At 65.6% G+C, this 24,160-nt stretch carries 26 protein-coding genes and 1 pseudogene; 15 read left to right on the plus strand and 12 right to left on the minus strand.

Annotated elements, in window-relative coordinates:
• The first annotated feature begins 178 nt into the window (after positions 1-178).
• Positions 179-706: an SCP2 sterol-binding domain-containing protein gene (locus GJ631_RS06785; protein ID WP_156708430.1), complete on the plus strand. Its 528-nt coding sequence runs from the start codon at positions 179-181 to the stop codon at positions 704-706.
• A 4-nt stretch (positions 707-710) separates the two neighbouring features.
• On the opposite strand, the gene GJ631_RS06790 is transcribed toward GJ631_RS06785, so the two are convergent.
• On the minus strand, positions 711-2,363 hold the full coding sequence (locus GJ631_RS06790; protein WP_156708431.1) for an AMP-binding protein: 1,653 nt from the start codon (positions 2,361-2,363) through the stop codon (positions 711-713).
• Between the two features lie 240 nt (positions 2,364-2,603).
• Between GJ631_RS06790 and GJ631_RS06795 the strand changes: the two genes are divergently transcribed.
• Positions 2,604-3,008, plus strand: a complete 405-nt coding sequence (locus GJ631_RS06795; RefSeq protein ID WP_156708432.1) for a helix-turn-helix domain-containing protein — start codon at positions 2,604-2,606, stop codon at positions 3,006-3,008.
• Positions 3,009-3,028: 20 nt separating this feature from the next.
• On the plus strand, positions 3,029-3,733 hold the full coding sequence (locus tag GJ631_RS06800) for a DICT sensory domain-containing protein (RefSeq protein ID WP_156708433.1): 705 nt from the start codon (positions 3,029-3,031) through the stop codon (positions 3,731-3,733).
• Between the two features lie 18 nt (positions 3,734-3,751).
• On the opposite strand, the gene GJ631_RS06805 is transcribed toward GJ631_RS06800, so the two are convergent.
• Complete coding sequence (locus tag GJ631_RS06805; protein ID WP_156708434.1) at positions 3,752-4,402, minus strand: helix-turn-helix domain-containing protein; 651 nt, start codon at positions 4,400-4,402, stop codon at positions 3,752-3,754.
• A 171-nt stretch (positions 4,403-4,573) separates the two neighbouring features.
• On the opposite strand from GJ631_RS06805, the gene GJ631_RS06810 reads away from it, so the two are divergent.
• Positions 4,574-5,131: an SCP2 sterol-binding domain-containing protein gene (locus GJ631_RS06810; protein WP_156708435.1), complete on the plus strand. Its 558-nt coding sequence runs from the start codon at positions 4,574-4,576 to the stop codon at positions 5,129-5,131.
• A 1-nt stretch (position 5,132) separates the two neighbouring features.
• Positions 5,133-6,335, plus strand: a complete 1,203-nt coding sequence (locus tag GJ631_RS06815) for an acyl-CoA dehydrogenase family protein (protein ID WP_156708436.1) — start codon at positions 5,133-5,135, stop codon at positions 6,333-6,335.
• Positions 6,336-6,487: 152 nt separating this feature from the next.
• Here GJ631_RS06815 and GJ631_RS06820 read toward each other — a convergent pair whose 3' ends face one another.
• Positions 6,488-6,922: a universal stress protein gene (locus GJ631_RS06820; RefSeq protein WP_156708437.1), complete on the minus strand. Its 435-nt coding sequence runs from the start codon at positions 6,920-6,922 to the stop codon at positions 6,488-6,490.
• A 304-nt stretch (positions 6,923-7,226) separates the two neighbouring features.
• Here GJ631_RS06820 and GJ631_RS06825 point away from each other — a divergent pair, with 304 nt between their 5' ends.
• The 3 genes from GJ631_RS06825 to GJ631_RS06835 are packed head-to-tail and all read left to right on the plus strand — an operon-like array spanning position 7,227 to position 10,049.
• Positions 7,227-8,426 (plus strand): PQQ-binding-like beta-propeller repeat protein, encoded by a 1,200-nt coding sequence (locus tag GJ631_RS06825; RefSeq protein ID WP_197424879.1) that lies wholly within the window; start codon positions 7,227-7,229, stop codon positions 8,424-8,426.
• A gap of 44 nt (positions 8,427-8,470) precedes the next feature.
• Positions 8,471-8,908, plus strand: a complete 438-nt coding sequence (locus GJ631_RS06830; RefSeq protein ID WP_156708439.1) for a universal stress protein — start codon at positions 8,471-8,473, stop codon at positions 8,906-8,908.
• Positions 8,909-8,960: 52 nt separating this feature from the next.
• Positions 8,961-10,049, plus strand: a complete 1,089-nt coding sequence (locus GJ631_RS06835; RefSeq protein ID WP_156708440.1) for a DHH family phosphoesterase — start codon at positions 8,961-8,963, stop codon at positions 10,047-10,049.
• Positions 10,050-10,056: 7 nt separating this feature from the next.
• On the opposite strand, the gene GJ631_RS06840 is transcribed toward GJ631_RS06835, so the two are convergent.
• The 5 genes from GJ631_RS06840 to GJ631_RS06860 form a co-directional block, all read right to left on the minus strand.
• Complete coding sequence (locus tag GJ631_RS06840) at positions 10,057-10,518, minus strand: DUF5807 family protein (protein ID WP_156708441.1); 462 nt, start codon at positions 10,516-10,518, stop codon at positions 10,057-10,059.
• Positions 10,515-10,928: a hypothetical protein gene (locus GJ631_RS06845; RefSeq protein ID WP_156708442.1), complete on the minus strand. Its 414-nt coding sequence runs from the start codon at positions 10,926-10,928 to the stop codon at positions 10,515-10,517. The genes GJ631_RS06840 and GJ631_RS06845 overlap by 4 nt, the downstream gene beginning before the upstream one ends.
• A gap of 26 nt (positions 10,929-10,954) precedes the next feature.
• Positions 10,955-11,350 carry a 30S ribosomal protein S6e gene (locus tag GJ631_RS06850; protein ID WP_156708443.1) on the minus strand — a complete coding sequence of 132 codons (396 nt, stop codon included), beginning with the start codon at positions 11,348-11,350 and terminating at the stop codon, positions 10,955-10,957.
• A gap of 83 nt (positions 11,351-11,433) precedes the next feature.
• On the minus strand, positions 11,434-11,958 hold the full coding sequence (locus GJ631_RS06855; RefSeq protein WP_156708444.1) for a GNAT family N-acetyltransferase: 525 nt from the start codon (positions 11,956-11,958) through the stop codon (positions 11,434-11,436).
• Positions 11,955-12,323 (minus strand): universal stress protein, encoded by a 369-nt coding sequence (locus GJ631_RS06860; RefSeq protein WP_156708445.1) that lies wholly within the window; start codon positions 12,321-12,323, stop codon positions 11,955-11,957. Before GJ631_RS06860 ends, GJ631_RS06855 begins: the two co-directional genes overlap by 4 nt.
• 265 nt (positions 12,324-12,588) lie before the next feature.
• On the opposite strand from GJ631_RS06860, the gene GJ631_RS06865 reads away from it, so the two are divergent.
• Positions 12,589-13,266 (plus strand): DUF5806 family protein, encoded by a 678-nt coding sequence (locus tag GJ631_RS06865; RefSeq protein ID WP_156708446.1) that lies wholly within the window; start codon positions 12,589-12,591, stop codon positions 13,264-13,266.
• A 6-nt stretch (positions 13,267-13,272) separates the two neighbouring features.
• Here GJ631_RS06865 and GJ631_RS06870 read toward each other — a convergent pair whose 3' ends face one another.
• Together GJ631_RS06870 and GJ631_RS06875 are read right to left on the minus strand one after the other, a co-directional pair.
• Positions 13,273-14,535 (minus strand): dihydroorotase, encoded by a 1,263-nt coding sequence (locus tag GJ631_RS06870; RefSeq protein WP_156708447.1) that lies wholly within the window; start codon positions 14,533-14,535, stop codon positions 13,273-13,275.
• A 25-nt stretch (positions 14,536-14,560) separates the two neighbouring features.
• Positions 14,561-15,259: a lipoate--protein ligase family protein gene (locus tag GJ631_RS06875; RefSeq protein ID WP_156708448.1), complete on the minus strand. Its 699-nt coding sequence runs from the start codon at positions 15,257-15,259 to the stop codon at positions 14,561-14,563.
• A 51-nt stretch (positions 15,260-15,310) separates the two neighbouring features.
• Between GJ631_RS06875 and GJ631_RS06880 the strand changes: the two are divergent.
• Positions 15,311-16,145 (plus strand): annotated as a pseudogene (locus tag GJ631_RS06880) (hypothetical protein).
• A gap of 151 nt (positions 16,146-16,296) precedes the next feature.
• Here GJ631_RS06880 and GJ631_RS06885 read toward each other — a convergent pair.
• Positions 16,297-16,872: a LysE family translocator gene (locus GJ631_RS06885; RefSeq protein WP_197424881.1), complete on the minus strand. Its 576-nt coding sequence runs from the start codon at positions 16,870-16,872 to the stop codon at positions 16,297-16,299.
• Positions 16,873-16,921: 49 nt separating this feature from the next.
• Positions 16,922-18,919 carry a S9 family peptidase gene (locus GJ631_RS06890; protein ID WP_156708449.1) on the minus strand — a complete coding sequence of 666 codons (1,998 nt, stop codon included), beginning with the start codon at positions 18,917-18,919 and terminating at the stop codon, positions 16,922-16,924.
• A gap of 96 nt (positions 18,920-19,015) precedes the next feature.
• On the opposite strand from GJ631_RS06890, the gene GJ631_RS06895 reads away from it, so the two are divergent.
• The 5 genes from GJ631_RS06895 to GJ631_RS06915 all read left to right on the plus strand — a co-directional run bounded on the left by GJ631_RS06895 (position 19,016) and on the right by GJ631_RS06915 (position 24,158).
• Positions 19,016-19,768 (plus strand): hypothetical protein, encoded by a 753-nt coding sequence (locus tag GJ631_RS06895; RefSeq protein WP_197424882.1) that lies wholly within the window; start codon positions 19,016-19,018, stop codon positions 19,766-19,768.
• 52 nt (positions 19,769-19,820) lie between these two features.
• Positions 19,821-21,212, plus strand: coding sequence for a signal recognition particle protein Srp54 (locus GJ631_RS06900; RefSeq protein ID WP_156708451.1), 1,392 nt, complete (start codon positions 19,821-19,823; stop codon positions 21,210-21,212).
• Between the two features lie 171 nt (positions 21,213-21,383).
• Positions 21,384-21,743, plus strand: a complete 360-nt coding sequence (locus tag GJ631_RS06905; protein WP_156708452.1) for a phosphatidate cytidylyltransferase — start codon at positions 21,384-21,386, stop codon at positions 21,741-21,743.
• 64 nt (positions 21,744-21,807) lie between these two features.
• Positions 21,808-22,752, plus strand: coding sequence for an alpha/beta hydrolase (locus GJ631_RS06910; RefSeq protein ID WP_156708453.1), 945 nt, complete (start codon positions 21,808-21,810; stop codon positions 22,750-22,752).
• Between the two features lie 113 nt (positions 22,753-22,865).
• Positions 22,866-24,158, plus strand: coding sequence for an ABC transporter substrate-binding protein (locus GJ631_RS06915; protein ID WP_156708454.1), 1,293 nt, complete (start codon positions 22,866-22,868; stop codon positions 24,156-24,158).
• The last annotated feature ends 2 nt before the right edge of the window (positions 24,159-24,160 follow it).

The raw sequence follows: 24,160 nt of genomic DNA on the forward strand, positions 1-24,160 counted from the left end.
CGGAACCGGCCACCCGAAACAACAACCCCCGAACGGTTGAATCTGGTCCCAAATATATTAGGTGTCGATGCTGCACGTCGCGTGGCGAATCGCCGTCCATCGACGACTGTATTTAAACCCCCTCGGATTCGCGGAGTCAGGGTCAACGGTGGGGCGTACGACGTGCAGACGAATCACAATGTCTCAGACAGACAGCGAAGAACTCATTTTCCCGAGTCAGGCGTGGTTCGAGGAGTACAAACAGCGCATCAACGACAACGACCAGTACGAGGAGTTGGGGTCGGACTGGGGCGTCGATTTCAACGGCGACTTCATCTTTGAGATGCGGGAGATGCCTATCGACGACCTCGACACCGAGGCGATGCCGGAGTTCCTCCACGAGGAAATCGATACCTACGTCAGCGACGAGAACGGTACGCACGTCGGCTACGCCTTCCTCGGACTCGAGGGCGGGAAGTGTACCGAAGCCCGTTTCATCGAGAGCGAAGACGAGGTCGACGCCGGCTTCAAACTCATCGCCGACAACGAAACGTGGAAACAGCTGATGAAGGGCGAACTCGGCGTCGTCGACGGCATGATGTCCGGCCACTTCGACATCGAGGGTGACATGCAGAAAGTGATGCAGTACTCCCAGGCTGCGGTGCAGTTGACCGAATCGGCCGCCGACATCGACGCGGTGTACGCCGACGACGAGTTCTCCGCCTGAGCGTTCACTCGTCTTCCTTCAGCGCCTCGCGGTCCGTCTTGCCGATGTCCGTCAGCGGTACGCTGTCGAGGAACTCCACTTCTTTCGGCATCGCCTGGCGGGGGACCCGTCCGTCCAGATATTCTCGGACGTCCTCGGCGTCGATGCCGGCGCCGTTTTCGCGTTCGACGAATATCTTCACGCGCTCGCTGCCCGGGCGGTCGGGGTCGGGGACGCCGATGGTGGCGGGTCGACGGACGCCGTCCATCCCGAACAGCACCTCGTCGACCTCCTCGGCGTACACTTTCAGCCCCGAGACGTTTATCATGTTCTTCACGCGGTCGACGACGTAGAACCGCCCGCATTCGTCGACTTTCACCACGTCTCCGGTGGCGACGAAGCCGTCGTCGTCGAAGGGGTCCTCGGCGTTGAGATACCCCTTCATGCGCTGGGGGCCGGACAGACACATCTCCGCCTCCCGCTCGTCGGCGACGGCGTCCGGAATCGGAATCTCTTCGCCGCTGTCGACGTCCAGCAGTTTCACCTCGGTGTCGGGAACGGGGACGCCGACGGTCGGTTGCTCGAAGCCCTCGCCGTCGTCGTCAGTGCCCATCAGCGCCTCCTGAATCCCGGCGACGTTGAAGTGGGTTATCGGCGACATCTCCGAGAGGCCGTAGCCCTGTGAGAGGCCCGTCGAGCGCTCGCCGAAGCGCTCTTTCGTCTCGGTGGCCAGCGGCGCCGACCCCGCGATGCCGATGACGTCATGTTCGAGTTCCTCCTCCGCTATCTCCATGAACTGCGTGGGGACGCCGAACATCACGATGGGGTCGTGTTCGGCGACGTGACGCCGCATCAACTCGGTGTCGCGGGCGTCGGGGACGACGAGTAAGTCCAGCCCCAAGGCGACGAGCATGTTGCCGATAGAGTAGCCGTAGGAGTGATACATCGGTAACGAGAGCACCGCTGACTCCCGGCCGCGCATCAGGTCGGGGAGCCGCGACTGGGCGGCGATGGTCTGGAGCGCGTTGGCGACGAGGTTGCGGTGGGTGAGCAGACACCCCTTCGGGAGCCCCGTCGTCCCGCCAGTAAAGAGGATTGTGTGGGTGTCGTCGGGAGCGATGTCGACGGGGTCGGGGTCGCCGTCGCTTCCCTCGATGACGGCCGGCAGCCACTCGACTCCCGCCTCTGGGTCGTGGTCCGGCGGGTCCGCCGAGTAGTCATCGAGGTCGGTGAGGATGAGGTGTTCGACCGCGGCGGCCTCACGGAGTCGCTCCAGCAGTTCGCGGTGTTCGTCGTGGCCGATGAGCACCTCGGGGTCGCTCTGTTCGAGGCGGTAGACGAGGTCCTCGTCGGCGTCGAGGAAGTCGTTGGGAACGTGGACGCCGCCCGCCCGCGAGATGGCATGCGTCGCAAGCACGAACTGCGCCGAGGTGGGTAGCACCGTCGCCACCCGCGTACCCTTCTCGACGCCGCGGTCCTGAAGCGCGGCCGCGAGGGCGTCGGCGTCCTCGCGTAACTCCGCGTAGGTCACCGTCCGCCCCGACTGGACGACGCCCTGTTCGGGGTAGTCCTCGGCGGCGTCGTAGAGGAACCGATGCAGCGGGTGGTCGGGATACGGTTCCAGCGACTCGTCGATACCGAAGTCCTCGTACTCGTTGAACCACGGCGGCTCGGTCATACCCGGGAGTTCTCCCACGGCGGCCAAACGCTGTGCGCTCGTATGCGAGGCCGTTTATGCAGTCCGCCCTCGCGGAGAACACCGACGGCGTTCGACAGACGACTGGGCCGGCTCACGGCCGTGGTCCGGAGTAGTGCCGTCCGGAACCCTATCTAGATAATTTTTATACTTCTGTACTAGAAATTTTATAAAAACGTTATGCTGTGTGGTACGCTATCAAGGAATCTAGGGGTTACAGAGATGCCTGACGAAACGGAACTCACGGAGGGGGATGCCGGCGAACCGAGGTGGGATGAGGGGGCACTCGACGCCGTGTCGTCACCCGATGCCCTCTTTCGAGCGCTCGCCAACCGGACGCGTCGGCGAGTGCTGGGGTATCTCCTCGAACGGGAGGACGCCACCTTCGAGGAGTTGATCGACATCCTCACCGGGTGGGTCGCTTCCGAGGGGGTGGTCGTCGGGCCGGACGAGCGGCGGCAACTCGAAATCCGGCTGTATCACCACCACCTTCCGTTGCTCGCCGACAGCGGACTGGTCGCCTACGACCGCGAGGAGATGGAAATCCGCCTCGAAACGGTTCCGGATGCCGTGGCCGACCTGATTCGGTTCTCGACCCGAATCGAACAACCTCCAGAGTCGGAGTGACACGGAGCCACACGCGCGCTATGTCGCTGGAATCCATCCTCGAAAACGCCGAGCGACACCAGAAGTCGGTCGTCTACTACCGGCGGGAACCCGACGATTTCGGCTCGCAGTTCGCCACCCGAAACGTCGACATCACGTACAGAGACCTGCCGCCGGCGGGTCCCGACCCGTTCGTCGTCGTCCGCGATGGCGAGCGGTTTCGTGGCGCGGTGTCGGCCGACACGCTCCGAGAGTTCCTCCGGCCACCGATTCGCCAGCCCGACGACCTCGGGGAACTGTCCCCCGCGTATCGCGCGGTTTTCGAGTTACTGGATACGACGGTGTTCGCCTCCTTGCACCGCCGCCAACTGCTCGCGACCTCTCGGGAACTCGAAGACCGCGCGTGGCGCGTCGGTCGCGGCACGTTCCACGTCGGGTTCCAGTCCGTCGCGGCGTTCGACGCCCAGCGGTCGCTGTACCGCCAACTGGCCGAGGTGACCGACATCGATATCCATATCCACGTCATCCCCGAGGCGGACACCGAATCTCTCCGGGGCCTCCCCCTGACCGTCCACGTCGAGGCGGACGCCGACACCGGTCGGTACTGGTTTCTCGTCTTCGACGGCGACGGTGACGACCGACAGAAGTGTGCGCTCGTCGCCGAACAGCGCGGCCCGGACGAGTTCTACGGCACGTGGACGTACGACCCCTCACTCGTCGACAGCGCGTTCGAAGCGGTTTCCTGAAACGAACGAGACGCGCCGCTACGGCGCGATGGCCGCCATCACTTTCGCCTCTATCTTCCGGAGGTGTTCGCCCACCGTCCCGTCCGAGCGGTCGAGGTGGTCGGCGATGTCCTGGTGGGTCGCCTCTCGCGGCACGCGGTAGTAGCCGACTTCCAGGGCTGCCTGCAACGTCTCCTGTTGTCGCGGCGTCAGCATCGAAAACAGCCGTTCTTCCTCGGGGACGTAGTCGCTTATCTGTTCGAGATTGAGGCCGAGGCCGTCCGGAACCTTCGGGATGACCTCCCGAATCACGTCCTCTTCGCCGACGATGTGGGCGCGCAACCCGCCGTCGGCGGTGTACTCCAGCGGCATATCGAGGATGAGTTCGTACTCCCGAAACAGGCTGAGGAGGTCGACGACGGTGTCGTTCGGGACGAAGTGGGCGTAGATGGTGACGTGGTCTTCGCCCTCGGAAATCTGGTATTCGAGGATTTCGGGGGATTCGGAGGCGATTTCGCGTATCCGCTCGACGTCGCCGGAGAGCTGAAACAGCGTGATTGCGGTGTCGTCGTCCAGCAGACTGATGTTGTGGAGCAACTCCCGTGTGACGTTCGGCTCCGCCGCCAGCGTCTCGTCGACCGGATGCAACCCGCCCTCCCGAGGGATGATGACCGTCCGAACGTATCGCATTGTACCTTTCAATGGTAACTCATGGATATAAACGCTTGGCAACGGACCTCATCGGTAACGAATGAAGCGAACGGCGTCCTAACATAAAGACCCACCCATGGGAGGAACAATCCACAGGGACGAACGCCCGAACTGACTCGGTACACGGGGCCTCAGCCCCGAAATCCGACCATGAGTGAACTCACAGACTGCATCGAAGCATCGCTCGAGAAGTCCGCAGACGAACTGGAAGCCGACCTCCCCGACCTGCTGGCCGACCTCGACGGACAGACCCGCGAGTTCGTCCAGGAGAACCCCGGCCTCTTCGGCCGCCTCGTCGGCCGCATGGACGAGATGGAAGTCGCGCCGTTCGTCGAGGCTAACCCCCAGACGGCCGACCAGTTCCAGAACTTCCTGTGGACCGGCATGGAGGTCATCGTCGCGAACAGCCCCGAGGTCCAAGAGCAAATCGGCCAGGACATCACGGTCAACTTCGAGGCGACCGACTGCCCGATGGACGGCCACATGCACGTCGACGGCTCCGAGAAGACGCTCACCGGCGGCGCCGGCACCTTAGAGGACCCGACGCTGAAAATCAGCGGTCCCGCCGACAACCTCGTCGGCCTCATCACCGGTGCCATCGACCCCGTCCAGGGGTTCATGAGCCAGCAGTACGAGATGGACGGCCCCGTCGCGACGGGCACCCAACTCGCCCCCATCATGGGGAGCCTCTCGGAGAGCTTCGAGTAAGATGTACTACGACGACGACGGTGGGGAGTTCCGCGAAACCCTTCGGGCCCACCTCGAAGAGCACATCGAACCCATCGTCGACGAGGCCGACCGCGAGCCGCTGACACGCGAGGAGTTCCTCGAGTACACCGGCGTCCTCCGGGAACTCGACATCGGCTTCGAACCCGGCGTCGCCGAGGAGTACTTCGGCAACCTCGAACGGTTCACCATCGTCTCCGAGGAGGTCTCCCGGGTGTGGCCCAGCCTCAACGTCGCCTTACAGATGTCGTTCCCGTCGGTGTTCGTCCAACACGCCGCCGACGCGACGCAGGACGCGATGCTGGAGAAACTCCACGACGGCGAGTGTATCGGCTGTCTCGCCGTCACCGAACCCGAGGGCGGCAGCGACACCGCCCGACCAAACACCGTCGCCTACAAAGACGGTGACGAGTACGTCCTCGAAGGGAAGAAACAGTGGGTCGGCAACGCGCCCATCGCCGACGTGGCCTTGGTCGTCGCCCACGACGACGAAGCCGACACCCAGGACATGTTCCTCGTCGACCAAGCGAACTCGCCGTTCGAGACCGAAACGATGGACAAACTCGGCTGGAAGGGCGTCAACAACGGGAAGATGTACTTCGACGGCGTGCGCATCCCCGAGGACAACCGCCTGTCGAACATCGTCGGCAACGCCCTGATGGACGGCGCCGACATGCAGGAAATCGTCCCGTTCCCCGAGTCGGTTTCACAACTGTTCTTCGAACAGAAGGCGCTCAACGCGACGTTCTCGTTCATGCGGACGGGGATGTCGTTCATGGCCGTCGGCATCATGCAGGCCGCCTTCGAGGAAGCCCTCGAATACGCCGAAGAGCGCGAGACGTTCGGCAACCCCATCGGGTCGACCCAACTCGTCCAGGAAAAACTGTACGAGATTCTGCGGGACCTCGAAACGTCGCGACACCTCTCGCGGCACGCGCTGGAGTTGCTCGAACGCGGCGACGACCGCGCCCGCCTCATCTCCTCGCTGGCGAAGGGGTACACCGCCGAACGCTCCGTCGACGCCACCTACAACGCCCTGCAGATTCACGGCGGCGAGGGGCTGAAAACCGAGAACCGGCTCGAACGCTACTATCGGGACGCCAGCGTCATGACCATCCCCGACGGCACCACCGAGATTCAGAAACTCATCGTCGGTAAAGAGTTGACGGGGATGAGTGCTTACTAACACCCACTTTTTACGAGAGGGGGTTTCCTCGCTCGCTACGCTCGCTGCGGGAACCCCCTCCCGCAAAAACTTGGGGAAAAACGACCCGGCGGCTCACTTCGCTCGCCGCCGGTGAATCGCTTCGGCGCGCTTCGCGCGCCTCGCGAATGCTCTTACACCGACAGCACCGGCTGTGAGGCGTGGGCGAGGACGTACTCGGCGGCTTTCTCGATGACGGCTTCCGGGTCGCCCGTGACGGGTTCGCGTGGAATGACGACGAAATCGGCCTCCAGCGACTCCGTCACGTCGAGGATGACGCTGCCGGGGTGTTGAGAGAGCCGCGTCTGGGAGTAGCCGTACGCCGAGGAGTGGTCGATTGGGACGCCGTCGGCGACCGCACGGACGCCGGCCATCACCTGCTCGCCGCGCTCGGCGATGGCGGCGGCCTCGACGCTGCCCTCCTCCATCGCCGCGGCGGCGTTCTCCCCGAGGACGTACAGCGCGTGGACGACGGCGTCGTAGCGTTCGGCGATGGCCGTGGCGTACTCGACGGCCTCCATCGCCGCATCCGACCCGTCGACCGGAACGAGGACCGTTTCGACCTCCATACGCTACCCTCGTGAGGGGTGGTCAAAAAACCATCCGCGCTGGGGTCGTCTCGTGAGGGTGCTTCCTTCGGCGTTCGATACGTCTCGGCGAACGGAATATCGATACGCCCTACGAACGATTTAAAATACGGTGAATAACTCGCATAATTAAGTTACGAGTTTGGCGACTTCCGCAAGTATGAGACTGGGGAGGCGCGCCCTACTCGCCGCTTCGGGGTGTCTGGTTACCGGACTCGCTGGCTGCCTCGATGGAACGACGGACGCTTCGGAAAGCGGCTGTCTGACTCCGGTAAACCTTCCGACAATGACCGGACCAGACACGTGGCCGCAGTTCGCCGCGACGGCCACGAACGCGAATTTCGTTCCCGGTTCCGGCGTTCCAGCCGCCCCCTCGACCGTCGGGTGGCGTTCACCCGGAAGTGAGGCACTCCTTCCGCCCGTTATCGCCGAGGACCTCTACGTAGCGGATTCGGGTACGGGTTCGGTCTCCGCAGTCGCGGCCGACGACACCGTCCGCTGGCGCTACGACGAGTTCGACCGGACTCGATGGCCCGTCGCCGTTTCCGACGGCACCGTCGTCGCACTCACGGAGAACGCCGACGGCCACGTTCTTCTTCAGGGCGTAGCCACCGAGGACGGGACGGTACGGTGGGACATCGACACCACTGCCTCGTTTCGCGGCGGTCTCTTGCCCATCGCCCCGACCGTCAGAGACGGCACCGTCTACGTCTGTACTAACACCGGCGTTCGCGCCGTCCGAACCGACGATGGAACCGCGGAGTGGCACACGGAACTCGGCGCGAACGTCGTCGAAGGGTCGGACGGTTCCTCGTGGCGGACGCTGTGGGCTACTCCCGCTGTCACCGAGAACCACGTCTACACCTTCGACAGAAACGACACCTCGGGTGACACCAGAACGATACACGCACTCGACCACGGTGGAAACATCGCGTGGGAGCGCGAGATTTCGGTGCCGGACGACTGGCGGATTCCCGGTCACGTCGTTGCCGGCGAGAGCAGATTGTTCGTCGTCGCCCACCGCGAAGATGTCCGACTGATGGGGCATAACAGGACGGACGCCGACGGGGAGTCTCCGAAGAGTCAACTGTTCGCACTCGACGCCGACACCGGCGACACCGCGTGGCGTACCGACTTCGAGGGTGCCGCGACGACGCCGCCCGCGCTGGCTGGCGGAATCCTCTTCGTCACGTCTCTCCGTGACGACGGGAGCGGTCGACTCTTCGCCTACGATGTCGAATCGCAGTGTATGCGCTGGGAGTACGAGAGCGACCGCGGCGTCGTGGGGACGCCCGCAGTGACACCAGACGCCCTCTGTATCAGCGAGGGCGACCGACTCACTGCGCTCGATGTCCAAAACGGGGAGCCTCGCTGGCATCTCGGTTTCGAGTCCAACGTGTCCGCGCCTATCGTAGCCGGCGGGAGCGTGTACGTCGTGGACCGTGTGTACACGGACCAGCCGATGCGAGTCGTCCGCGTCGATTGAGTCCAGCCGCGTACTTTTATGCCGTCGCCCCGCCGAGACCGAGTATGTTCGAGACGGTGGTCGTGGCGACCGACGGCTCCGAGAGCGTCTCGCGGGCGGTCCACTGTGCGCTCGACCTCGCGTCGCGCTTCGATGCGACCGTCCACGCGCTGTACGTCATCGACGAGAGTCACGTCGAATCGCTCCCCGACCGAATCCACGAGGAGGTTCGCGAAGCCCTCGACGAACAGAGCCACGAGGCCCTCGACGCCGTCGTCGAGGCGAACACGGCACGCGGGGACGGCGTTGAGTTGGAAACCGCCGTTAGGGCCGGCCCGCCGTCCAAGGAGATAATCGGCTACGCCGACGATGTCGACGCCGACGCGGTGGCGATGGGGACGCGCGGACGCCACGGGGAACACTCCTTTCTGCTCGGCAGCGTCGCCGAACGCGTCGTCCGAACGTGTTCGCGGCCGGTGTTGACCGTCCGACAACTGGAGTGACCGGCCGGCGGCAAGCGGTGGGATTATTCCCCGCGCCGCCCCTCCCGTCGGTATGGACGACTATCTCATCGACGACGACAACATCCCGCTGGGCCGCCGCTCGGTCCTGCCCGGCGAGGGCTTCTTCACGCCGGATTCCTTCGACGAAGCCCAAGCCGAAAAGGAGGCCCGCGAGGCCCTTGCCGGCGCCGACCGGGTCGTCGTCGCCGACCCCGACGCCGACGGACTGGGCTGTGTCGCACTCCTCCGGGTGGCCTTCGGCGAGGCTGCTCTCCTTCCCGCAGGCCCCCACGAAATCGCCGAGGCCTTGGAGTACGTCGCCGAGTTCGGCGAACCCGACCTCGAGGTGTTCGTCTGTGACCTCTGTCCGGACTCCGAGAGCGACATCGAGGCGCTGCCGGCGGTCGCCGAACGCGCCACCTCGGTTCGGTGGTTCGACCACCACCAGTGGGACGACGACCTCGTGCGGTCCGTCGAGGAGTACGCCGATTTGACCGTCGGCGACTCCGAGGAGGTGTGTACGACCGATGTGGCGCTTGCGGAACTCGACTACACCTTCGACGACCGCTACGCCGACCTCGCGGCGGTCACCCGCGACCACGACCTCTGGTTGCGTGAGGACCCTCGCAGCGACGACATCGCGGACTACGCCTACTGGGCCGACCCCGAGGAGTACATCGACACCGTCGTCGAACACGCCGCCGACCTCCCGCCCGAGGTGGAGTCGTTCCTCGAAGAACAGCGCGTCGAGAAGGAGGCGCTCATCGAGAAGGCTATCGAGCGCGCCGAGTTCGAGGCCATCGGCGAGTGGACCGTCGGCGTCACCTACGGCCGCTGTTCACAGAACGAGGTCGCCGAAGCGATGCGCGAGGAGGGCGCCGACGCCTCCGTCATCGTCAAGCCCGCGGGGTCGGCCTCCATCCGCGGCACCGACTCCTTCGAGCGCTGTCACGAGGTCGCCGGGCAGGTCAACGGCGGCGGCCACCCGAAAGCGGCGGGCTGTAAACCCGATATTTACGACGACATGCTGGATTACGCCCACCACTGGACGACTCGGGGCGCTATCACGAAACAGGTCATCCTCGATGCGTTCCGGAACCTACCCGAAGAAGACGAGGAAGGCGTCGAAACCGACCGCTGAGTTACTGCTACGCCTCGTCGACGACCCACTTATCGGAGTAGGTCGTCCCGCAGGCACAGGCCGCATAGCCGTGAATCACGTCGCCGTCGGCGTAAATGCCGCCGACGCCCTCGTTTTGCTCTTCGGCGAAGGCGAAGACGAACTTGACGTAGTGGTCCTCGTCGGGCTTGTCCTCGGTGTCCGGACACGTCCCGCCGGTGCAGTCGGCGTCGATGTCGCCGTCGGTCTGCATCGCCATCCCGGCGAAGTCCATCGCGTCGAGGCCCGTCGCCTGCTGGAACGCCGACCGGCCCTCCTTGCCGGGCAACACCAACACGACGCCGTCGTCGACGCGCGTGCCGATTTCGAGTAACTCCCCCATCGACCCGACGCCCTCCTCGTGGAGGTACACGAGGATGTCGTCGACGCGCTCGCCCTCCAAGAACGCGTCGTACAGCGCGCTCGCGGGGCGGTCGTCGTCGGCGCTCATCCGTCGAGGTCCTCCGCTATCGAGGCGAGGCTGTCATCGGGCGTCTCCGCGATGTCGTAGACTGCCCGCTCGCCGGGCGCACGAAGCCCGTACTGTTCGCCCTCGACGACCACGTCCAGAAGCGCCGAGCGACCCGCTTCCAGGCCGGCGGATTCGACCCACTCGGTGAGGCGGTTCTCACCGCCGCCCTCTCGGGCGAGTCGAGCGTTGTCGTAGAGGCCGCGCAGTTCGTACTCGCCGTCGAGACCGACCTCGACGAGGGCGTGATACGTCGACTCGTCGGCCTCGATGCGGATGACGCCTTCCGGCATCGTCCCTTCGGGAACGACGAGTTTCGGTCGGTCGAGCGCGCCGGCTGATTCGATGGCGACGCGAACAGTCTCGACGCCGTCGGAGGAAAGGCTGGGCATGGATGCGATACGAACAGAAGGGGAGATTACTCGTCGTCCTCGTCGGCGCCGAGCAGTTCCTCGACGGACTGGTCGCCGCGACCGACGATTTTCGCGTTAATCTGTCGCGTGTCGTCGGAGACCTCTGCGCCGCGGACGGTCACGCGCTTGCGCTCGCCGTCGACGCTCGGCTCGAAGCCGACGCCCCCCTCGAGCAGGATGGCCTTCGTGCCGGTGCCGGTCACGTCCTCCCGCATCGGTCGCCCCGAGGTGTCGGAGCCACCGGTGAGTTCGAGCTTGTAGCCGGGGAGGCCGACGGCGTCGCCGTCGACCGTCTCGCCGAGCGAGCGGCCGATGAATCGGTTCGCGTCCTGTCCGTCAACGTCGAAGGAGTGCGTAGTGCCCTCCTCTGGGTCGCCGACGACGACCTGAAAGTCTGCCATACGGGCATCAACTCGATGCGTCGGCAAAAGGGTATTGAAAAGACCTCGGCGTCGGACCCCGCTCTGAGGCCCGCGTTCCGTACTCAGGCGGCCAACTTCGCGGCCATCTCCAACTCGAAGCCGCTGGTGTCGCACGGCTCGAAGCCGACCTTCCGGTACAGCGCCGTCGCGGCCTTGTTCCAGCGCTCGACGGTGAGCCACACCTGCTCGATGCCGCTCTCCCGACCGGCTCCGAGCAGACACTCGATGAGTTGGGTTCCGATACCCGCCTCCTGGTACTCTCGAAGGACGAAGATGGCCAACTCCGAGGCGCCCTCGGTGTCGGGGACGAGCGTCGCGTGGCCGACCGCGTCGTCGCCGTGCCAGGCGACGACGTTCACGCACTCATCGAGGAGCAGGTTGTCGAGCCACTTCCGAATCCCCTTCTCGGCGGTCGGCGGAATCCCCTGTGCGCGGTCCTCGGGGTCGAACTGCAGATACATCTCGACGAGCGTCTCGAACTCGTCGTCGTAGCGGCGGATTTCGATGTCGCGGCCGTCGCGGTCGGCGAACGAACGGGGCGGTCCCTCGTAGGGGCCGGCCACCTCGTCGGGGTACTCGCGAGTCATCGGATGAGCGTCACCGTCGTTTGGGCGTTCAACAGAACGAACTCGGCGATAGAGCCGAGTTGTACTTTTCCGAGCGGGCTCGTCTCGCCGCCGCCCAGTACGATTCGGTCGAACTCCTCGCGCTCGGCGAACTCGAGCAACTGACTCCCCGGGTGCCCGGAGAGCGACACCACCTCGGCGTCGAAGCCCTCGTTCTCTAACACCGCGTCGACGCGGGCCCGCAGTTCCCCTTCGTCCATCGAGGAGTCCGGATTCTCCACGATAGCGATGGTGAGGTCGTCGCCGGCCGCCATCGCTCGTGCGACGGCTTGCTCCAGCGCATAGAGGGAGTCCTCGCTTCCGCCGATGCCCAGCAGCACCTTCATGTACGGTGCTTGACGCCCCGAAGCAAAAGCCTCCCGGCCTCTCGTGTAGATTCGTTGAATTGTCGTGTGGTCGCTCACGGCTCGCGGGTCGCTACGCTCCCCGCTTGCTCATCCGTCGGCCTCCCTCCGGTCGGCTGACGCGACTCACGGCTCATTCCGTTCGCCGTTCGCACAAAACGTGGTCCTCCTTACGGTCGGACCACGCGTACGCCACCCGTCAGACAACGCCGATACGCTTTTTCGGCGGCAGAACGCTACGCCCAGTATGGCCGACGACGCGCAGGCGACGGACGATGGGGAGGAACCGACGCCGGCGTTCAGACGACTCCCGGAGGACGAACGCACCGACAGCGAAGCTGATAGCGACGCTGACGTTCCCGAGGACGTCCGGGAGTACGCCCGCTTTTCGAAAATCGACGGGGCGACCTACGACCGTGCTAACGAGTTCCTCCGGGACCGGACGTACATCACCGCCCGCGAGTGGGCGATGGCGCGACTCTGTGCGGATTTCCGCACGGAAACCGGCGTCGAGATGACGAAAATCGGCGAGAACCTCCCGGAACTCGTCCCGTTCATGACCGACACCTACAGCCCGCAGGCGGTCAATCAGGCCCGCTCGTCGTTCGACGAGAAGGTCCGAAAGGCCGGCGCGACGTTCCTCTACGGCGCGATGTGTGACTTCTACACCGCCGAGGAACTCGACGACCTGATGTACGAGATTACCGAGGTGGCGAAGTTCCTCCTCGAAGTCGAGGGCGTCGAACTCACCGTCGACGAGGAACTGGAGGCCGAAGAGCGCATCTCCAGTGTCATGCGCGAGGTCCGGGAGTCCTCGGCGGCGCTGCGACACGACGAACTCGCCTGTCCGAACTGCGGCCACGAGATGCACGCCACGGAAGACGGCACCGACGCCGACATCGCCGCCGACGCCGCCGACGACTGACCCGCGCTACTCGCGGACGTTTTCCCCGTCTCCTTCACCGAACTCGCCGTCGTGGTAGACGACGGTCCCCCGAACCATCGTCAATTCGGGGAAAACGGCATCGCGACCCTCGAACGGCGTCCACCCGCACTTCGCGTGAAGTTTCTCGCCGCGAATCGACACGCTCGCGTCGGGGTCGAACAGCACGAGGTCGGCGTCGTTGCCCGCCTCGATGCGCCCCTTGTTCGGTAACTCGAAGATATCGGCGACGTTCGCCGCGGTCACGTCCCGGACGCGCTCGTAGTCGATGGTTCCCGTCCGGGCCTCCTCCAACAACAGTGGGAGGGCGGTTTCGACGCCGGGAACGCCGCTCGGCGCGTCCCAGATGCTGGCGTCTTTCTCCTCGCGAGTGTGGGGTGCGTGGTCGGTCGCGACGATGTCGACGGTGCCGTCGACGAGTCGCTCGAACAGGTCGTCTCGCCGCCGCTCGTTCCGCAGCGGCGGGTTCATCCGGCCGAACGTTCCGAGTTCTTCGAGGTCGTCACGCGACAGGAAGAGGTGATGCGGCGTCGCCTCGCAGGTCATCCCCGCTTCGTCGGCGATGTCGGCGCCCTCCGGCGTCGAGGTGTGGGCGATGTGAATTCCGGAGTCGAGGCCGTTCGCGACCGTACAGGCGCGGTCGATGGCCTCGATTTCGGCCTCGGCGGTGCGGTAGGCGCTCCAGGCATCGGCGTCGTCGCGTTCTGTGGCCGCCTCTTCGAACAGCGTCGCGTCCTCGGCGTGGACGGTCACTTTCACGCCTGCCGCCTCCGCTTTTTTGAGGGCATCTTCGAAGAGGTCGGCGTCGATGCCCATCTCGCCGGTCGAATCAGCGAGGAACACCTCGCCGAGCGCCGCGATGGGTTCCTCGAACAGTTCCTCGGGCTTCCAGTCCTCGGTAACGCCGCCGTTGATGCCGTAGTCGATTTCCGATTCCCGCGCCAATCGAGCTTTCTCCTCGAAACTCGCGGCGTCTATCGTCGGCGGGTCGGTGTTCGGTTGGTCGAACACCGTCGTCACGCCGCCAGCGGCGGCGCTTTGCGACCCCGTCGTCCACGTTTCTTTGTGGGGGTATCCCGGCTCTCGGAAGTGGACATGGGCGTCTATCATCCCCGGAAGGAGCCGCTTTCCGTCGGCGTCCAGTACGTCTCTGTCGGCGTCGAGTTCCTCCCCGACCTCGGCGATGGTTTCGCCGTCGACGAGCACGTCACGAACCCGGCCGTCAGCGAGCGTCGCGTTCCGAATGAGCATTACTCCGACTGTGGGGGGCCGACTCCTAAACGTCACGGAGTACGTCCTCCGCCGCGACGCGTTCGACGCGTCGCTTCCCGACGAACGCCGACTCGACGGCATCGATGACCCCATCAGGATCACCGGGTCCGCCCGCCGCTTCGACGCTGCCGACCGACTCCGGGTCGAACAGCGCACCGAGGGCGTCGTACACCGGCGTGAGTACGTCGGCGATGGCGGATTCGTCGGCCGCTCGGACGACGATACAGCCACCGACGGTCGCGGTTTCGCGGCGGACGCGCTGAGCGATGCCGGCGATTTTTCCCCCACCCTGCAGCGAGTGGTCGCCGGGGCAGAACGCGCCGTCGGGTTCGCCGTCGCGGACCGTCGCTCCGAGCGAACTGAGGGCGCGTTTCAGTCGGTCGGTCGCGTCGTCGTATCGGTCGCCGATGCCCTCGCCGTTGCGGTTCGGGACGACGTGAGAGAACGCAACGACAGAACCCGTGTAGGCAACTGCGCGGCCGCCCACCTCGCGTTCGACGACCGCGTAGTCTCGCTGCCGGGCGGCCTGCCGAGCGCGGTCATAGCCATCGCTGGCGGCGTCGCGGCGGCCGAAGGCGACCTGTTGGTGAGGCGTCCACACACGGAGCGCCGGTTCGCCGGTCGCCTCGACGCCGGCCGAGAGCGCGGCTCCGACCTCCCGGTCGGCGTTCACGTCACCACTGCGGCCTCGAACCACGCGCATGGGTCGAGTTGGTGACGACGGGGCTAAAACGGCCCGGCCCGAAGCCGCGGTATGGTGACGCTGCCGGCGTCGGTCGTCGAACGCTACGAGCGGTTCTCGCTGTACAACTCGCCGTATCCGGCACACGACCGCGGCTGTGCCGTCGATTTCTACCCTGGCTCCGACGAGGCAGTCTCGCCAGTCGCCGGTGAAGTCATCGAGACGCGAACGGTTCGCTGTCCGCCGAAACCGTACGCTGTCGACGAAGACCACCTGATACTCGTCGACTGTGGCGACGTGGTCGCCCGTATCCTCCACGTCGACCCGGCGGTTTCGGCGGGGGGAGTCGGTTGACGTCGGTGATTCGCTCGGCACGCTCGTCCGCTCGGGGTTTTTCGGACAGTGGGTCGACAACCACGTCCACCTCGGCTTCCGGAGCCACGACCAGAACCTCCGGCGGGCATCGGGGTCGCTATCGTTGGAGTTGGACGTGGCGGTCGCTGGCGTGCCGTGGGACGGCACTGGCGAAGTGCTGGAGACGGGACCGACCCACGTCTCACTCGACGCGCCGACGTACACGGGGGAGGGGTTCGCGGCGCTGTCCAGCGACGAGGGGGTTCCGCTTGATGGTGGACTTCCCCACTACGCCGGTGGTGGAACGCTACGGCAACACGAGGGGTCGGTGTCGCTGCTCGGAACGACGGTCGGCGAGGTGACGGGACGGGGCCTTCGCTGGGAGGACGTGGCCGTTTACGCCAACGATGTCCGAGCGACGGGGCTATCGCTGTTCGCCTCGCAGGTGCCGTTCGGCGCGAAACTCGTCTTCCACGATGGCCACGACTTCTCGGCCGGCGAGTCGGTGTCGGTGTCAGTCGAACTGACGAGCGAACCGATTCGGTTGGGCTGACAGCCGGTGGTCGGACACGACAGCGCGCTCCCGCGGCGGGCCACCGGGCTCCCGCCGTGTTCGCCGCGGGTTCGGATTACGTCACGGCCGTCGGTGGCCGCGGCTCCGTATATAAATCTCAGCCGTGCCCCCTGTTTTCGGGTCGAATCCACTACAAAACGAGCCAGCCGGCGATTCCGAGCAGGACGACCCCCGAGACGCGCTGGAGCCACGGGCTCTCGCCGCCGAACTGTCCCGACAGCGCGCCAACGCCACCGAGATAGACGGCGGTGATGGCGGCGTACAGCGCGCCGAGAACCAGCATGCCGGCGGCAGGGTTCGCTTCGGGTGCAAACCCCGGCAGGAAGGCGAGGAAAAACAGCGCGACCTGTGGATTGAGGACGTTGACCGCCAGTCCCTGCAGGTAGGGACGCCCCTCGGCCGCCTCGCGCGTGTCGTCGTCGGCGGCGCGGAGTGACTGCACGCCGAGATAGGTGAGATAGACGGCGCCGAGCGTGACGACGACGGTTCGAGCCTCCGGGACGGCGGAAAACAGCGCGGCGAGGCCGAATGCGGCCGCGGCGGTGTGGACGAGAATCCCCGTCGAGACGCCGAGCGCGGAGAGAACGCCAGCGCGTCGCCCCTCGCCGGCGCCGCGTGCGAGGACGTACGCCGTGTCCGGCCCCGGCGTCAGAATCAGGGCGACGGCGGCGGTCAGATAGACGGCGAGCGTCGCGGCGTCAAACACACGCGACGTTTCGGTCTATCGGTGTTAGCTCTGACGACTGTCGGGGGCGTCACTCCTCGTCGGCGGCCTCGCCCGCAGACAACCCCTCGTCGCCGCGTTCGAGCGCCGGTGGGGCGTCGTGGTGTTCGGAGTAACCGTCGAACCACCGGGCGATGCGCTCCAGTCGGTCGACGACGTGGCCCGGTTCGCCGGACCGAGACAGTTCGTGGCCCTCACGTGGGTAGCGGACGAGTCGGGTGTCGACGCCCTGCTTGCGGAGGAACAGGTAGAACAGTTCGCCGTTGTTGACGGGGACGCGGTAGTCGTCGTCGGCGTGGACGACGAGCGTCGGCGTCTCGACCGATTCGACGTGGGCCGCCGGCGAGTGCTCCCAGAGGAACTCGGGGTCCTCCCACGGCGTCGCGTCGAAATCCCACTCGACGAGGTGGAAGGCGTCGGTCGACCCGTAGAAGGAGTTGAGTTCGTAGACGCCGCGCTGGGAAACGGCGCCGGCGAAGCGGTCGGTGTGGCCGATTAGCCAGCCGGTCATGTAACCGCCGAAGGAGCCGCCGGTGAGGAACTGCTGGGCGTCGTCGACGTAGTCGCGTTCGCACACTTCGTCGACGCCCGCGAGTACGTCGGTACTCGTCACTGCTCCCCAGTCGCGTTCGATTGCGGCCATGAACTGTTCGCCGTAGCCCGTCGACCCACGCGGGTTCGACCAGAAGACGACGTAGCCGCGGGCCGCGAGCGTCTGGAACTCGTGCCACATCGTTCCGGCCGTCGACCACATCGCGTGGGGACCGCCGTGGATTTCGACCGCGAGGGGATAGGTTTCGCTCTCGTCGAACTCCGGGGGGTGAAGCACCCACCCCTGTATCTCGACGCCGTCGTCGCTCTCGAAGCGGAGTTCCTCGGGTTCGGCGACGTGGTGGGAGTCGAGATACTCGTCGTTGACGGTCGTGAGTCGGCGCTCCTCGCCCGCGTCGGTCAGGAACACGTCGCCGCGGTGGTCCCACTCGCTTTTCGTCACGACGACGCGGCCGTCGCGGGCGTCGAAGGCCGTCACGTCGCCTTGTGCGACGACGACCTCGATGTCCTCGCGGTCGGTATCGACGAGCGGCGCGCGCCGAACCGTCCGGTGGCCCTCGTCGGGCGTCGAGAACAGCAGCGCGTCGCCGTCGAAGGCGAAGGTGCCGGCCATGCGGTCGATGCCTGCGGTCGGTCGAACCGCCGTGTCCGCATCGCGGTCGAACACCTCGATTTCCCGCTGTCGGATGGTCGGCCGGTCGGGTTCGGTGTAGGGGTAGGCGATGTCGCCGTCGGCGGTCGCCTCGATGTCCAACTCCCAGGCGGTCGTCGTCGTCACCGTTTCACGGGCCAGCGTCTCGATGTCGAGGGCATCGATGTCGTACTCGATGGTGTCGTCGGGTTCCTCGCCGCGTTTGACGCCGTAGTACAGCGTCTCGTCGTCACCGAACGTCGGGGCGACGAAGTCGAAGTCGCCGTCGGTGTGACGTTCGACGGACTCCGCATCGAGGTCGACGGTGTAGACGTGGCTCCGCGTGCCGTCGAAGTACTGCTGGTCGGCGCGGTACACCATCCGGTCGATGACGCGGGGGTCCGGCGTCTCCCGTTCGTAGTCGTCCTCGACCGCGAGGTCCTGACCTGCCCGACGTTCGGCCTCGGTGACCCGTTGGGTGAACGCCAGCGCCTCGCCGTCCGGTCGCCACGCTATCGACGACACCTCGCCGACCACGTCGGTCACCTGCCAGGCCTCACCGCCGTCGGTGGGGACGACGTACACGTCGGCGGTTTCGTCGTCGCTCCGGACGAACGCCAGTCGGTCGCCGGACGGCGAAAACCGCGGTTCGGTGTCGCCGCCACCGGTCGTAAACGGTTCGGCATCGGCGCTGCCGTCGGCCGGAACGGTGTAGACGTTCCGGTCGTAGCTCTCGTCGTCTGCCGGGTCTTCGTGGACGAACGCAACCGTTTCGCCATCGGGCGACAGCTGGGGGTCCGACACCTGGACGATGTCGCGATAGTCGGCGGCCTGAATCGGCTCCATGTCCGTTCGTCGGCCGCCGCGGTGGTAGGTCTTTCACTCGGGGGGTTCGCAGTCAGCGACCGAACGCTCATTTCGATGCCGGACGACGTGCCGCGCATGGCCCTCCCCCTGCTCCCGTCCGACCGCCGGCGTCCAGCACCGACCGCCACGCTGGCGGTGTCGGCGGCCCTGTTCGGCCTCCAGATGGTCGCGATTGGAACGCTCCCTTCGAGACCGGCAGTGGCCGTCGCCGTCGGAACGGCCCTCCTCGGCGGCGCGGCACTCTTCGTTGCCCTCCGGTTGTACGCACCGCTTCTTTCGGCCGTTCTCGCCGTCCCGCTCGTGACCATCGAGCTATCGCTGCTCGGCACTGTCGTCCTCCCCGGTGTTCTCGTCGCCGGCGGAGTCGAATACGGGTGTCGGCGACTGCTCGGCCGCAACGAGTCCCGACTGTCGGCGGCGACGGAAGCATCGCTCGCGGCCGGTATCGTCGTTGGCGCGCTGTGGACCGGGATGGTCCACGTGTTGTCGCCGGGTGGCGACGATTTCAGCGTCGTCGCGCGGTCGGTCGGCATCGAGGGGTACGTCGCGCCGCTGGCGGAACTCGCGTTCGTCGCGTTCGGCCCCCTTCTCGTGGTCGGTTTACCGGTCACGCTCGCCGCACGATTCGGGTTGCTCTCGCCGCTCGCTTTTGCGGCCGTCGAAGTCGGGGCCTTCCTGTCGGACCCCTCCGGCGGCGATACGGTCGGGTCGGCAGCGAGTCTCCTGTGGCCCGCGGCGGTGCCGCTGTTGCTCGGCGCCGCCGCCATCGAGCTGTGGGTGCGTCGTGAGGCATTTCCGGCGTTCGGCGCTCGGCTCGCCGGCAGTTGAGGCCGTCGCAACGAACAAAGCCTTTACCGGCTGGGTAGCGTACGGAGTGTAAATGGTACTCGACGACTTGGGCAGTTCCCTCCGGGGAACGCTCGACAAGTTACAGGGGAAGACGACCCTGAGCGAGGACGACGTCGAGGAGATCGTCAAGGAGATTCAACGCTCCCTGCTCTCCGCGGACGTCGACGTCTCGCTCGTGATGGACCTCTCGGACTCCATCCGGGAGCGTGCACTCCAGGAGGAACCACCGGCCGGCACCACCGCGAAGGACCACGTCCTCAAAATCGTCTACGAGGAGATGGTCGAACTCGTCGGCGAGTCGACCGAGCTCCCGCTGGAGGAACAGACCATCATGCTCGCCGGCCTCCAGGGGTCGGGGAAGACCACCAGCGCCGCGAAGATGGCGTGGTGGTTCTCGAAGAAGGGCCTCCGTCCGGCGGTCATCCAGACCGACACGTTCCGGCCCGGCGCCTACGACCAGGCCAAACAGATGTGCGAACGCGCCGAGGTCGACTTCTACGGCGACCCCGACAACGACGACCCCGTCGACATCGCCCGGAAGGGTCTCGAAGAGACGAAAGACGCCGACGTTCGCATCGTCGACACGGCCGGTCGCCACGCGCTGGAAGACGACCTCATCGAGGAGTTAGAGCAAATCGAGTCGGTCGTCGACCCCGACCGGAACCTGCTCGTCTTGGACGCCGCAATCGGGCAGGGCGCGAAAGACCAGGCCGAACGGTTCCACGATTCGGTCGGCATCGACGGCGTGATGATTACGAAACTCGACGGGACGGCGAAAGGTGGCGGCGCCCTCGCCGCCGTCGACCAGACCGACTCCTCCATCGCTTTCCTCGGGACCGGCGAGGAGGTCGGCGACATCGAACGCTTCGAACCCTCGGGATTCATCTCCCGATTGCTCGGGATGGGCGACCTCAAACAACTCTCCGAGCGGGTCGAACGCGCGATGCAGGAGACCCAAGAAGAGGAGGACTGGGACCCCGAGGACCTGATGAAAGGGGAGTTCACCCTGAAGGACATGCGGAACCAGATGAACGCGATGAACAAGATGGGGCCGCTCGACCAGGTGATGGACATGATTCCGGGGCTGGGCGGCGGCATCAAGGACCAGCTCCCCGACGACGCGATGGACATGACCCAGGACCGCCTTCGGGACTTCGAGGTCATCATGGACTCGATGACCGAAAACGAGTTGGAGAACCCCCGTTCCATCGGTCAGAGCCAAATCGAACGCATCGCCCGCGGCTCCGGAAAGGACGAGGAGACCATCCGCGAACTGCTCGAACAGCACAAGATGATGTCCCGGATGATGAAGCAGTTCCAGGGGATGGGCGACGGCGACATGCAGCGGATGATGAAACAGATGCAGGGCGGCGGCGGTGGCGGCGGTGGTGGCCTCGGCGGGATGGGGCCGTTCGGCGACTGAAGCGACTTTTGAACGGAGTCTGAGGCTGCCCATCCAATTGCCAAAATCGAAGCCTACGAGGCAGTGTTGGACTCCACCGATGTCCACCGAAGGCGGCGATTCGCTTACCGAGATTCGGGAGTGACGGGTCGCCACGGCAAACGATTAGTGCGCTGGCGATGACCTCCCAATATGTCGCTCTCCACCCCGTTCGGCCGGGTAAGCGTCTATCGAGTGGCCGTCCTCGTCGCGTTCCTCGCCGCCGTCGCCGTCGCTGTCTTCTTCAGCGACGAACCGCTGGCACCGACGTTCATCGCGATGTCGGTTCTCGTCGCTGTGTACCTCTTCGCCAGTGCCCTCGACCGTGTCCGGGAGCACCCGCTTTTCAACGTCGCCAACGCGGCGTGGCTGACCGTCGTGTTCGCGCTGTGGTACCTCTCGACCGACGAGAGCGTCTTCGTCCTCGCGTTCGTCGTCCTCGCGGCGGTCGGAACCCTCGTCGAAGCGTACAACTACCGCAACGACACGTCGTATCTCCGCATCAATTTCTGAACGTGATTCCAGCCGTATCTGCGGCGGCACATAGCCTCAAGTGTCCCTGGGAAGACAGAACGGTATGGCAGACGAACCCAACCCGCAGTTACAGCCCATCCTCGATATGGTCAACCAGACGCCGGCGCTCGAAGAGGTCGGCGTCGAGGGTGCCCGCCAGCAGTTCGACGCCGTCGCGGAGTTCACGCCCTCCTACGAAGTGTACGACGAGTACGACACCACCGTCGCCGGTGCGACCGGAGAGCTAGACGCCCGTGTCTACCGGCCCGGCGAGGGTGACCGGCCGATTCTCGTGTACTTCCACGGCGGCGGCTTCGTCGTCGGCGGGCTCGACACCCACGACAACGTCTGTCAGAAACTGGCCGAGGAAAGCGGCTGGACTGTCGTCTCCGTCGATTATCGGCTGGCGCCGGAACACCCCTTCCCGGCGGCGCTGGAGGATGCCTACGCTGCCACCGAGTACGTCGAGGAGAACTCCGAGGCGTTCGACGGCGACGGCACGCTCGCGGTCGGCGGCGACAGCGCCGGCGCGAACCTCTCGGCGGGCGTCTCGCTCATGGCTCGCGACGCCGAACTCGACGTGACGGACGACGTTGTGGGCCCGGACATCGCCCACCAGGTGCTGTTCTATCCCGTCTGTGGGTCGCCGTTCGAGGAGTACGAGAGCCGCGAGGAGAACGCCGAGGGGTACTTCCTCGAACGCGAGACGATGGAGTGGTTCCAGGACCAGTACGTCCAGTCGCCGGTCCACTCACGAAACGAGTACCTCGCCCCACTGTTGGCCGACGACCTCTCGGGGTTGCCGCCGGCGACGGTCGTCACCGCCGGTTTCGACCCCCTCCGGGACGAGGGCGACGCCTACGCCGAGGCGCTGGAGGACGCCGGCAACGAGGTGTTCCACGCCCAGTACGACGACATGATTCACGGCTTCGTCCAACTTCTCGGCTTCGTCGACGCCGCCGAGGACGCGATTCGGGCGGCATCGAGCGGCCTCGACGCCGTTCGCTGAGTATCGGGACTCGTCGCCTCTGCCGGCCGATGGGAGGGTAATTCCCCGATGGACCTACCATGGTCGGTAGCGGGTTAACCCCCATGGTGCCGTTACCTCTCCAGTAGACGCCCATGAGAGAGGATATCACGAACTGGACGAATCGGCGGAGTGTACTGAAAGCGACGGGTGCGGCAGGGTTGGCGTCGCTGGCCGGGTGTGTCAGCACGACCGACGACGAGGGGAACGGAAACGGAAACGGCGACGACGGAAACGGCAACGGCAATGGAAACGGCGACGGCGGCAGCGACGACCCCTACACCATCGGGATGGTCGACGCCCTCACCGGGTCGCTGTCGGCGTTCGGCGAACGAAACCAACGCGGGAAGGACCTCGCACTCGAACGCGTCAACAACGCCGGCATCGATGGCCGCGAACTCGACATCGTCGTCGAGGACTCGGAAGGCCAGAGCCAAGGCGGCGTTTCGGCGGCCCAGAAACTCGTCAATCAGGATTCGGTGCCGTTCCTCATCGGCGCCGTCGGCTCCGGGGTGTCGCTGGCCATCTACGAGAGCGTCATCGAAGGCACCGACGTGGTGCAGTTGAGCCAGAACTCTACGGGGCTGAACCTCACCGAGTTCCCGGGCCTGCTCCGGATGTCGCCGACCGGTCGCACCCAGTCGGTGGCGCTGTCGAACATCATCGCCGAGGACGGCTACGACGAGGTGGCGATTACCTACGTCAACAACGACTACGGTCAGAGCCTCACCGACGCCTTCGTCGAGGCCTTCGACGGGGAAGTCGTCTACAACACGCCCCACGACCAAGAACAGCAGTCCTATTCGAGCGTCATCTCCGAGATGGACGGCTCCGGGGCCGACGCGTGGCTGTTCGTCACCTACCAGGCGGAGTTCGCGACGATGGTCAACGAGGCGTTCTCCAGCGGTTACGAGGCGCAGTTCTACGGCGCCGACTCCGTCTCCGGCGACAACGTCTTGGAGAACACGCCGGAGGGAAGCATGGACGGCATGAAAATCGTCGTCCCCTCCGCACCCGTCGAACAGGAGAACTACCAGGAGTTCGCCTCCGCCTTCGAGTCCGAGTACGGCGAACAGCCGACCGCGTGGTCGGCGTACGCCTACGACTGTGTCGTCACCGCGGCGCTGTCGATTCAGGCCGCAGACGAGTTCACCGGCGCGGCGCTCCAGGAGACTGTCCGCGACGTGACGCGCCCGGAGGGTGAGAAGGTAACCTCCTTCGAGGCGGCAAGCCAGATTCTCGCCGACGGTGGCGGCCCATCCGACGTCGACTATCAGGGCGTCAGCGGCCCCATCGACTTCGACGAGAACGGTGACCCCGTCGGGTTCCTGCAGATTCTCACCGTCGAGGACCACGACTACGTCGGAACCGGCTTCATCGAGTCCTAACG

Origin of the sequence: Natronomonas sp. CBA1123 (genome assembly GCF_009741925.1) — an archaeon.
GTDB lineage: Archaea > Halobacteriota > Halobacteria > Halobacteriales > Haloarculaceae > Natronomonas.

What these genes read in the sequence shown, in the direction of transcription:
- GJ631_RS06785 (WP_156708430.1), top strand. Translation starts at nt 179, where the DNA reads ATGTCTCAGACAGACAGCGAAGAACTCATTTTCCCGAGTCAGGCGTGG.
- GJ631_RS06790 (WP_156708431.1), bottom strand. Translation starts at nt 2,363, where the DNA reads ATGACCGAGCCGCCGTGGTTCAACGAGTACGAGGACTTCGGTATCGAC.
- GJ631_RS06795 (WP_156708432.1), top strand. Translation starts at nt 2,604, where the DNA reads ATGCCTGACGAAACGGAACTCACGGAGGGGGATGCCGGCGAACCGAGG.
- GJ631_RS06800 (WP_156708433.1), top strand. Translation starts at nt 3,029, where the DNA reads ATGTCGCTGGAATCCATCCTCGAAAACGCCGAGCGACACCAGAAGTCG.
- GJ631_RS06805 (WP_156708434.1), bottom strand. Translation starts at nt 4,402, where the DNA reads ATGCGATACGTTCGGACGGTCATCATCCCTCGGGAGGGCGGGTTGCAT.
- GJ631_RS06810 (WP_156708435.1), top strand. Translation starts at nt 4,574, where the DNA reads ATGAGTGAACTCACAGACTGCATCGAAGCATCGCTCGAGAAGTCCGCA.
- GJ631_RS06815 (WP_156708436.1), top strand. Translation starts at nt 5,133, where the DNA reads ATGTACTACGACGACGACGGTGGGGAGTTCCGCGAAACCCTTCGGGCC.
- GJ631_RS06820 (WP_156708437.1), bottom strand. Translation starts at nt 6,922, where the DNA reads ATGGAGGTCGAAACGGTCCTCGTTCCGGTCGACGGGTCGGATGCGGCG.
- GJ631_RS06825 (WP_197424879.1), top strand. Translation starts at nt 7,227, where the DNA reads ATGACCGGACCAGACACGTGGCCGCAGTTCGCCGCGACGGCCACGAAC.
- GJ631_RS06830 (WP_156708439.1), top strand. Translation starts at nt 8,471, where the DNA reads ATGTTCGAGACGGTGGTCGTGGCGACCGACGGCTCCGAGAGCGTCTCG.
- GJ631_RS06835 (WP_156708440.1), top strand. Translation starts at nt 8,961, where the DNA reads ATGGACGACTATCTCATCGACGACGACAACATCCCGCTGGGCCGCCGC.
- GJ631_RS06840 (WP_156708441.1), bottom strand. Translation starts at nt 10,518, where the DNA reads ATGAGCGCCGACGACGACCGCCCCGCGAGCGCGCTGTACGACGCGTTC.
- GJ631_RS06845 (WP_156708442.1), bottom strand. Translation starts at nt 10,928, where the DNA reads ATGCCCAGCCTTTCCTCCGACGGCGTCGAGACTGTTCGCGTCGCCATC.
- GJ631_RS06850 (WP_156708443.1), bottom strand. Translation starts at nt 11,350, where the DNA reads ATGGCAGACTTTCAGGTCGTCGTCGGCGACCCAGAGGAGGGCACTACG.
- GJ631_RS06855 (WP_156708444.1), bottom strand. Translation starts at nt 11,958, where the DNA reads ATGACTCGCGAGTACCCCGACGAGGTGGCCGGCCCCTACGAGGGACCG.
- GJ631_RS06860 (WP_156708445.1), bottom strand. Translation starts at nt 12,323, where the DNA reads ATGAAGGTGCTGCTGGGCATCGGCGGAAGCGAGGACTCCCTCTATGCG.
- GJ631_RS06865 (WP_156708446.1), top strand. Translation starts at nt 12,589, where the DNA reads ATGGCCGACGACGCGCAGGCGACGGACGATGGGGAGGAACCGACGCCG.
- GJ631_RS06870 (WP_156708447.1), bottom strand. Translation starts at nt 14,535, where the DNA reads ATGCTCATTCGGAACGCGACGCTCGCTGACGGCCGGGTTCGTGACGTG.
- GJ631_RS06875 (WP_156708448.1), bottom strand. Translation starts at nt 15,259, where the DNA reads ATGCGCGTGGTTCGAGGCCGCAGTGGTGACGTGAACGCCGACCGGGAG.
- GJ631_RS06890 (WP_156708449.1), bottom strand. Translation starts at nt 18,919, where the DNA reads ATGGAGCCGATTCAGGCCGCCGACTATCGCGACATCGTCCAGGTGTCG.
- GJ631_RS06895 (WP_197424882.1), top strand. Translation starts at nt 19,016, where the DNA reads ATGGCCCTCCCCCTGCTCCCGTCCGACCGCCGGCGTCCAGCACCGACC.
- GJ631_RS06900 (WP_156708451.1), top strand. Translation starts at nt 19,821, where the DNA reads ATGGTACTCGACGACTTGGGCAGTTCCCTCCGGGGAACGCTCGACAAG.
- GJ631_RS06905 (WP_156708452.1), top strand. Translation starts at nt 21,384, where the DNA reads ATGTCGCTCTCCACCCCGTTCGGCCGGGTAAGCGTCTATCGAGTGGCC.
- GJ631_RS06910 (WP_156708453.1), top strand. Translation starts at nt 21,808, where the DNA reads ATGGCAGACGAACCCAACCCGCAGTTACAGCCCATCCTCGATATGGTC.
- GJ631_RS06915 (WP_156708454.1), top strand. Translation starts at nt 22,866, where the DNA reads ATGAGAGAGGATATCACGAACTGGACGAATCGGCGGAGTGTACTGAAA.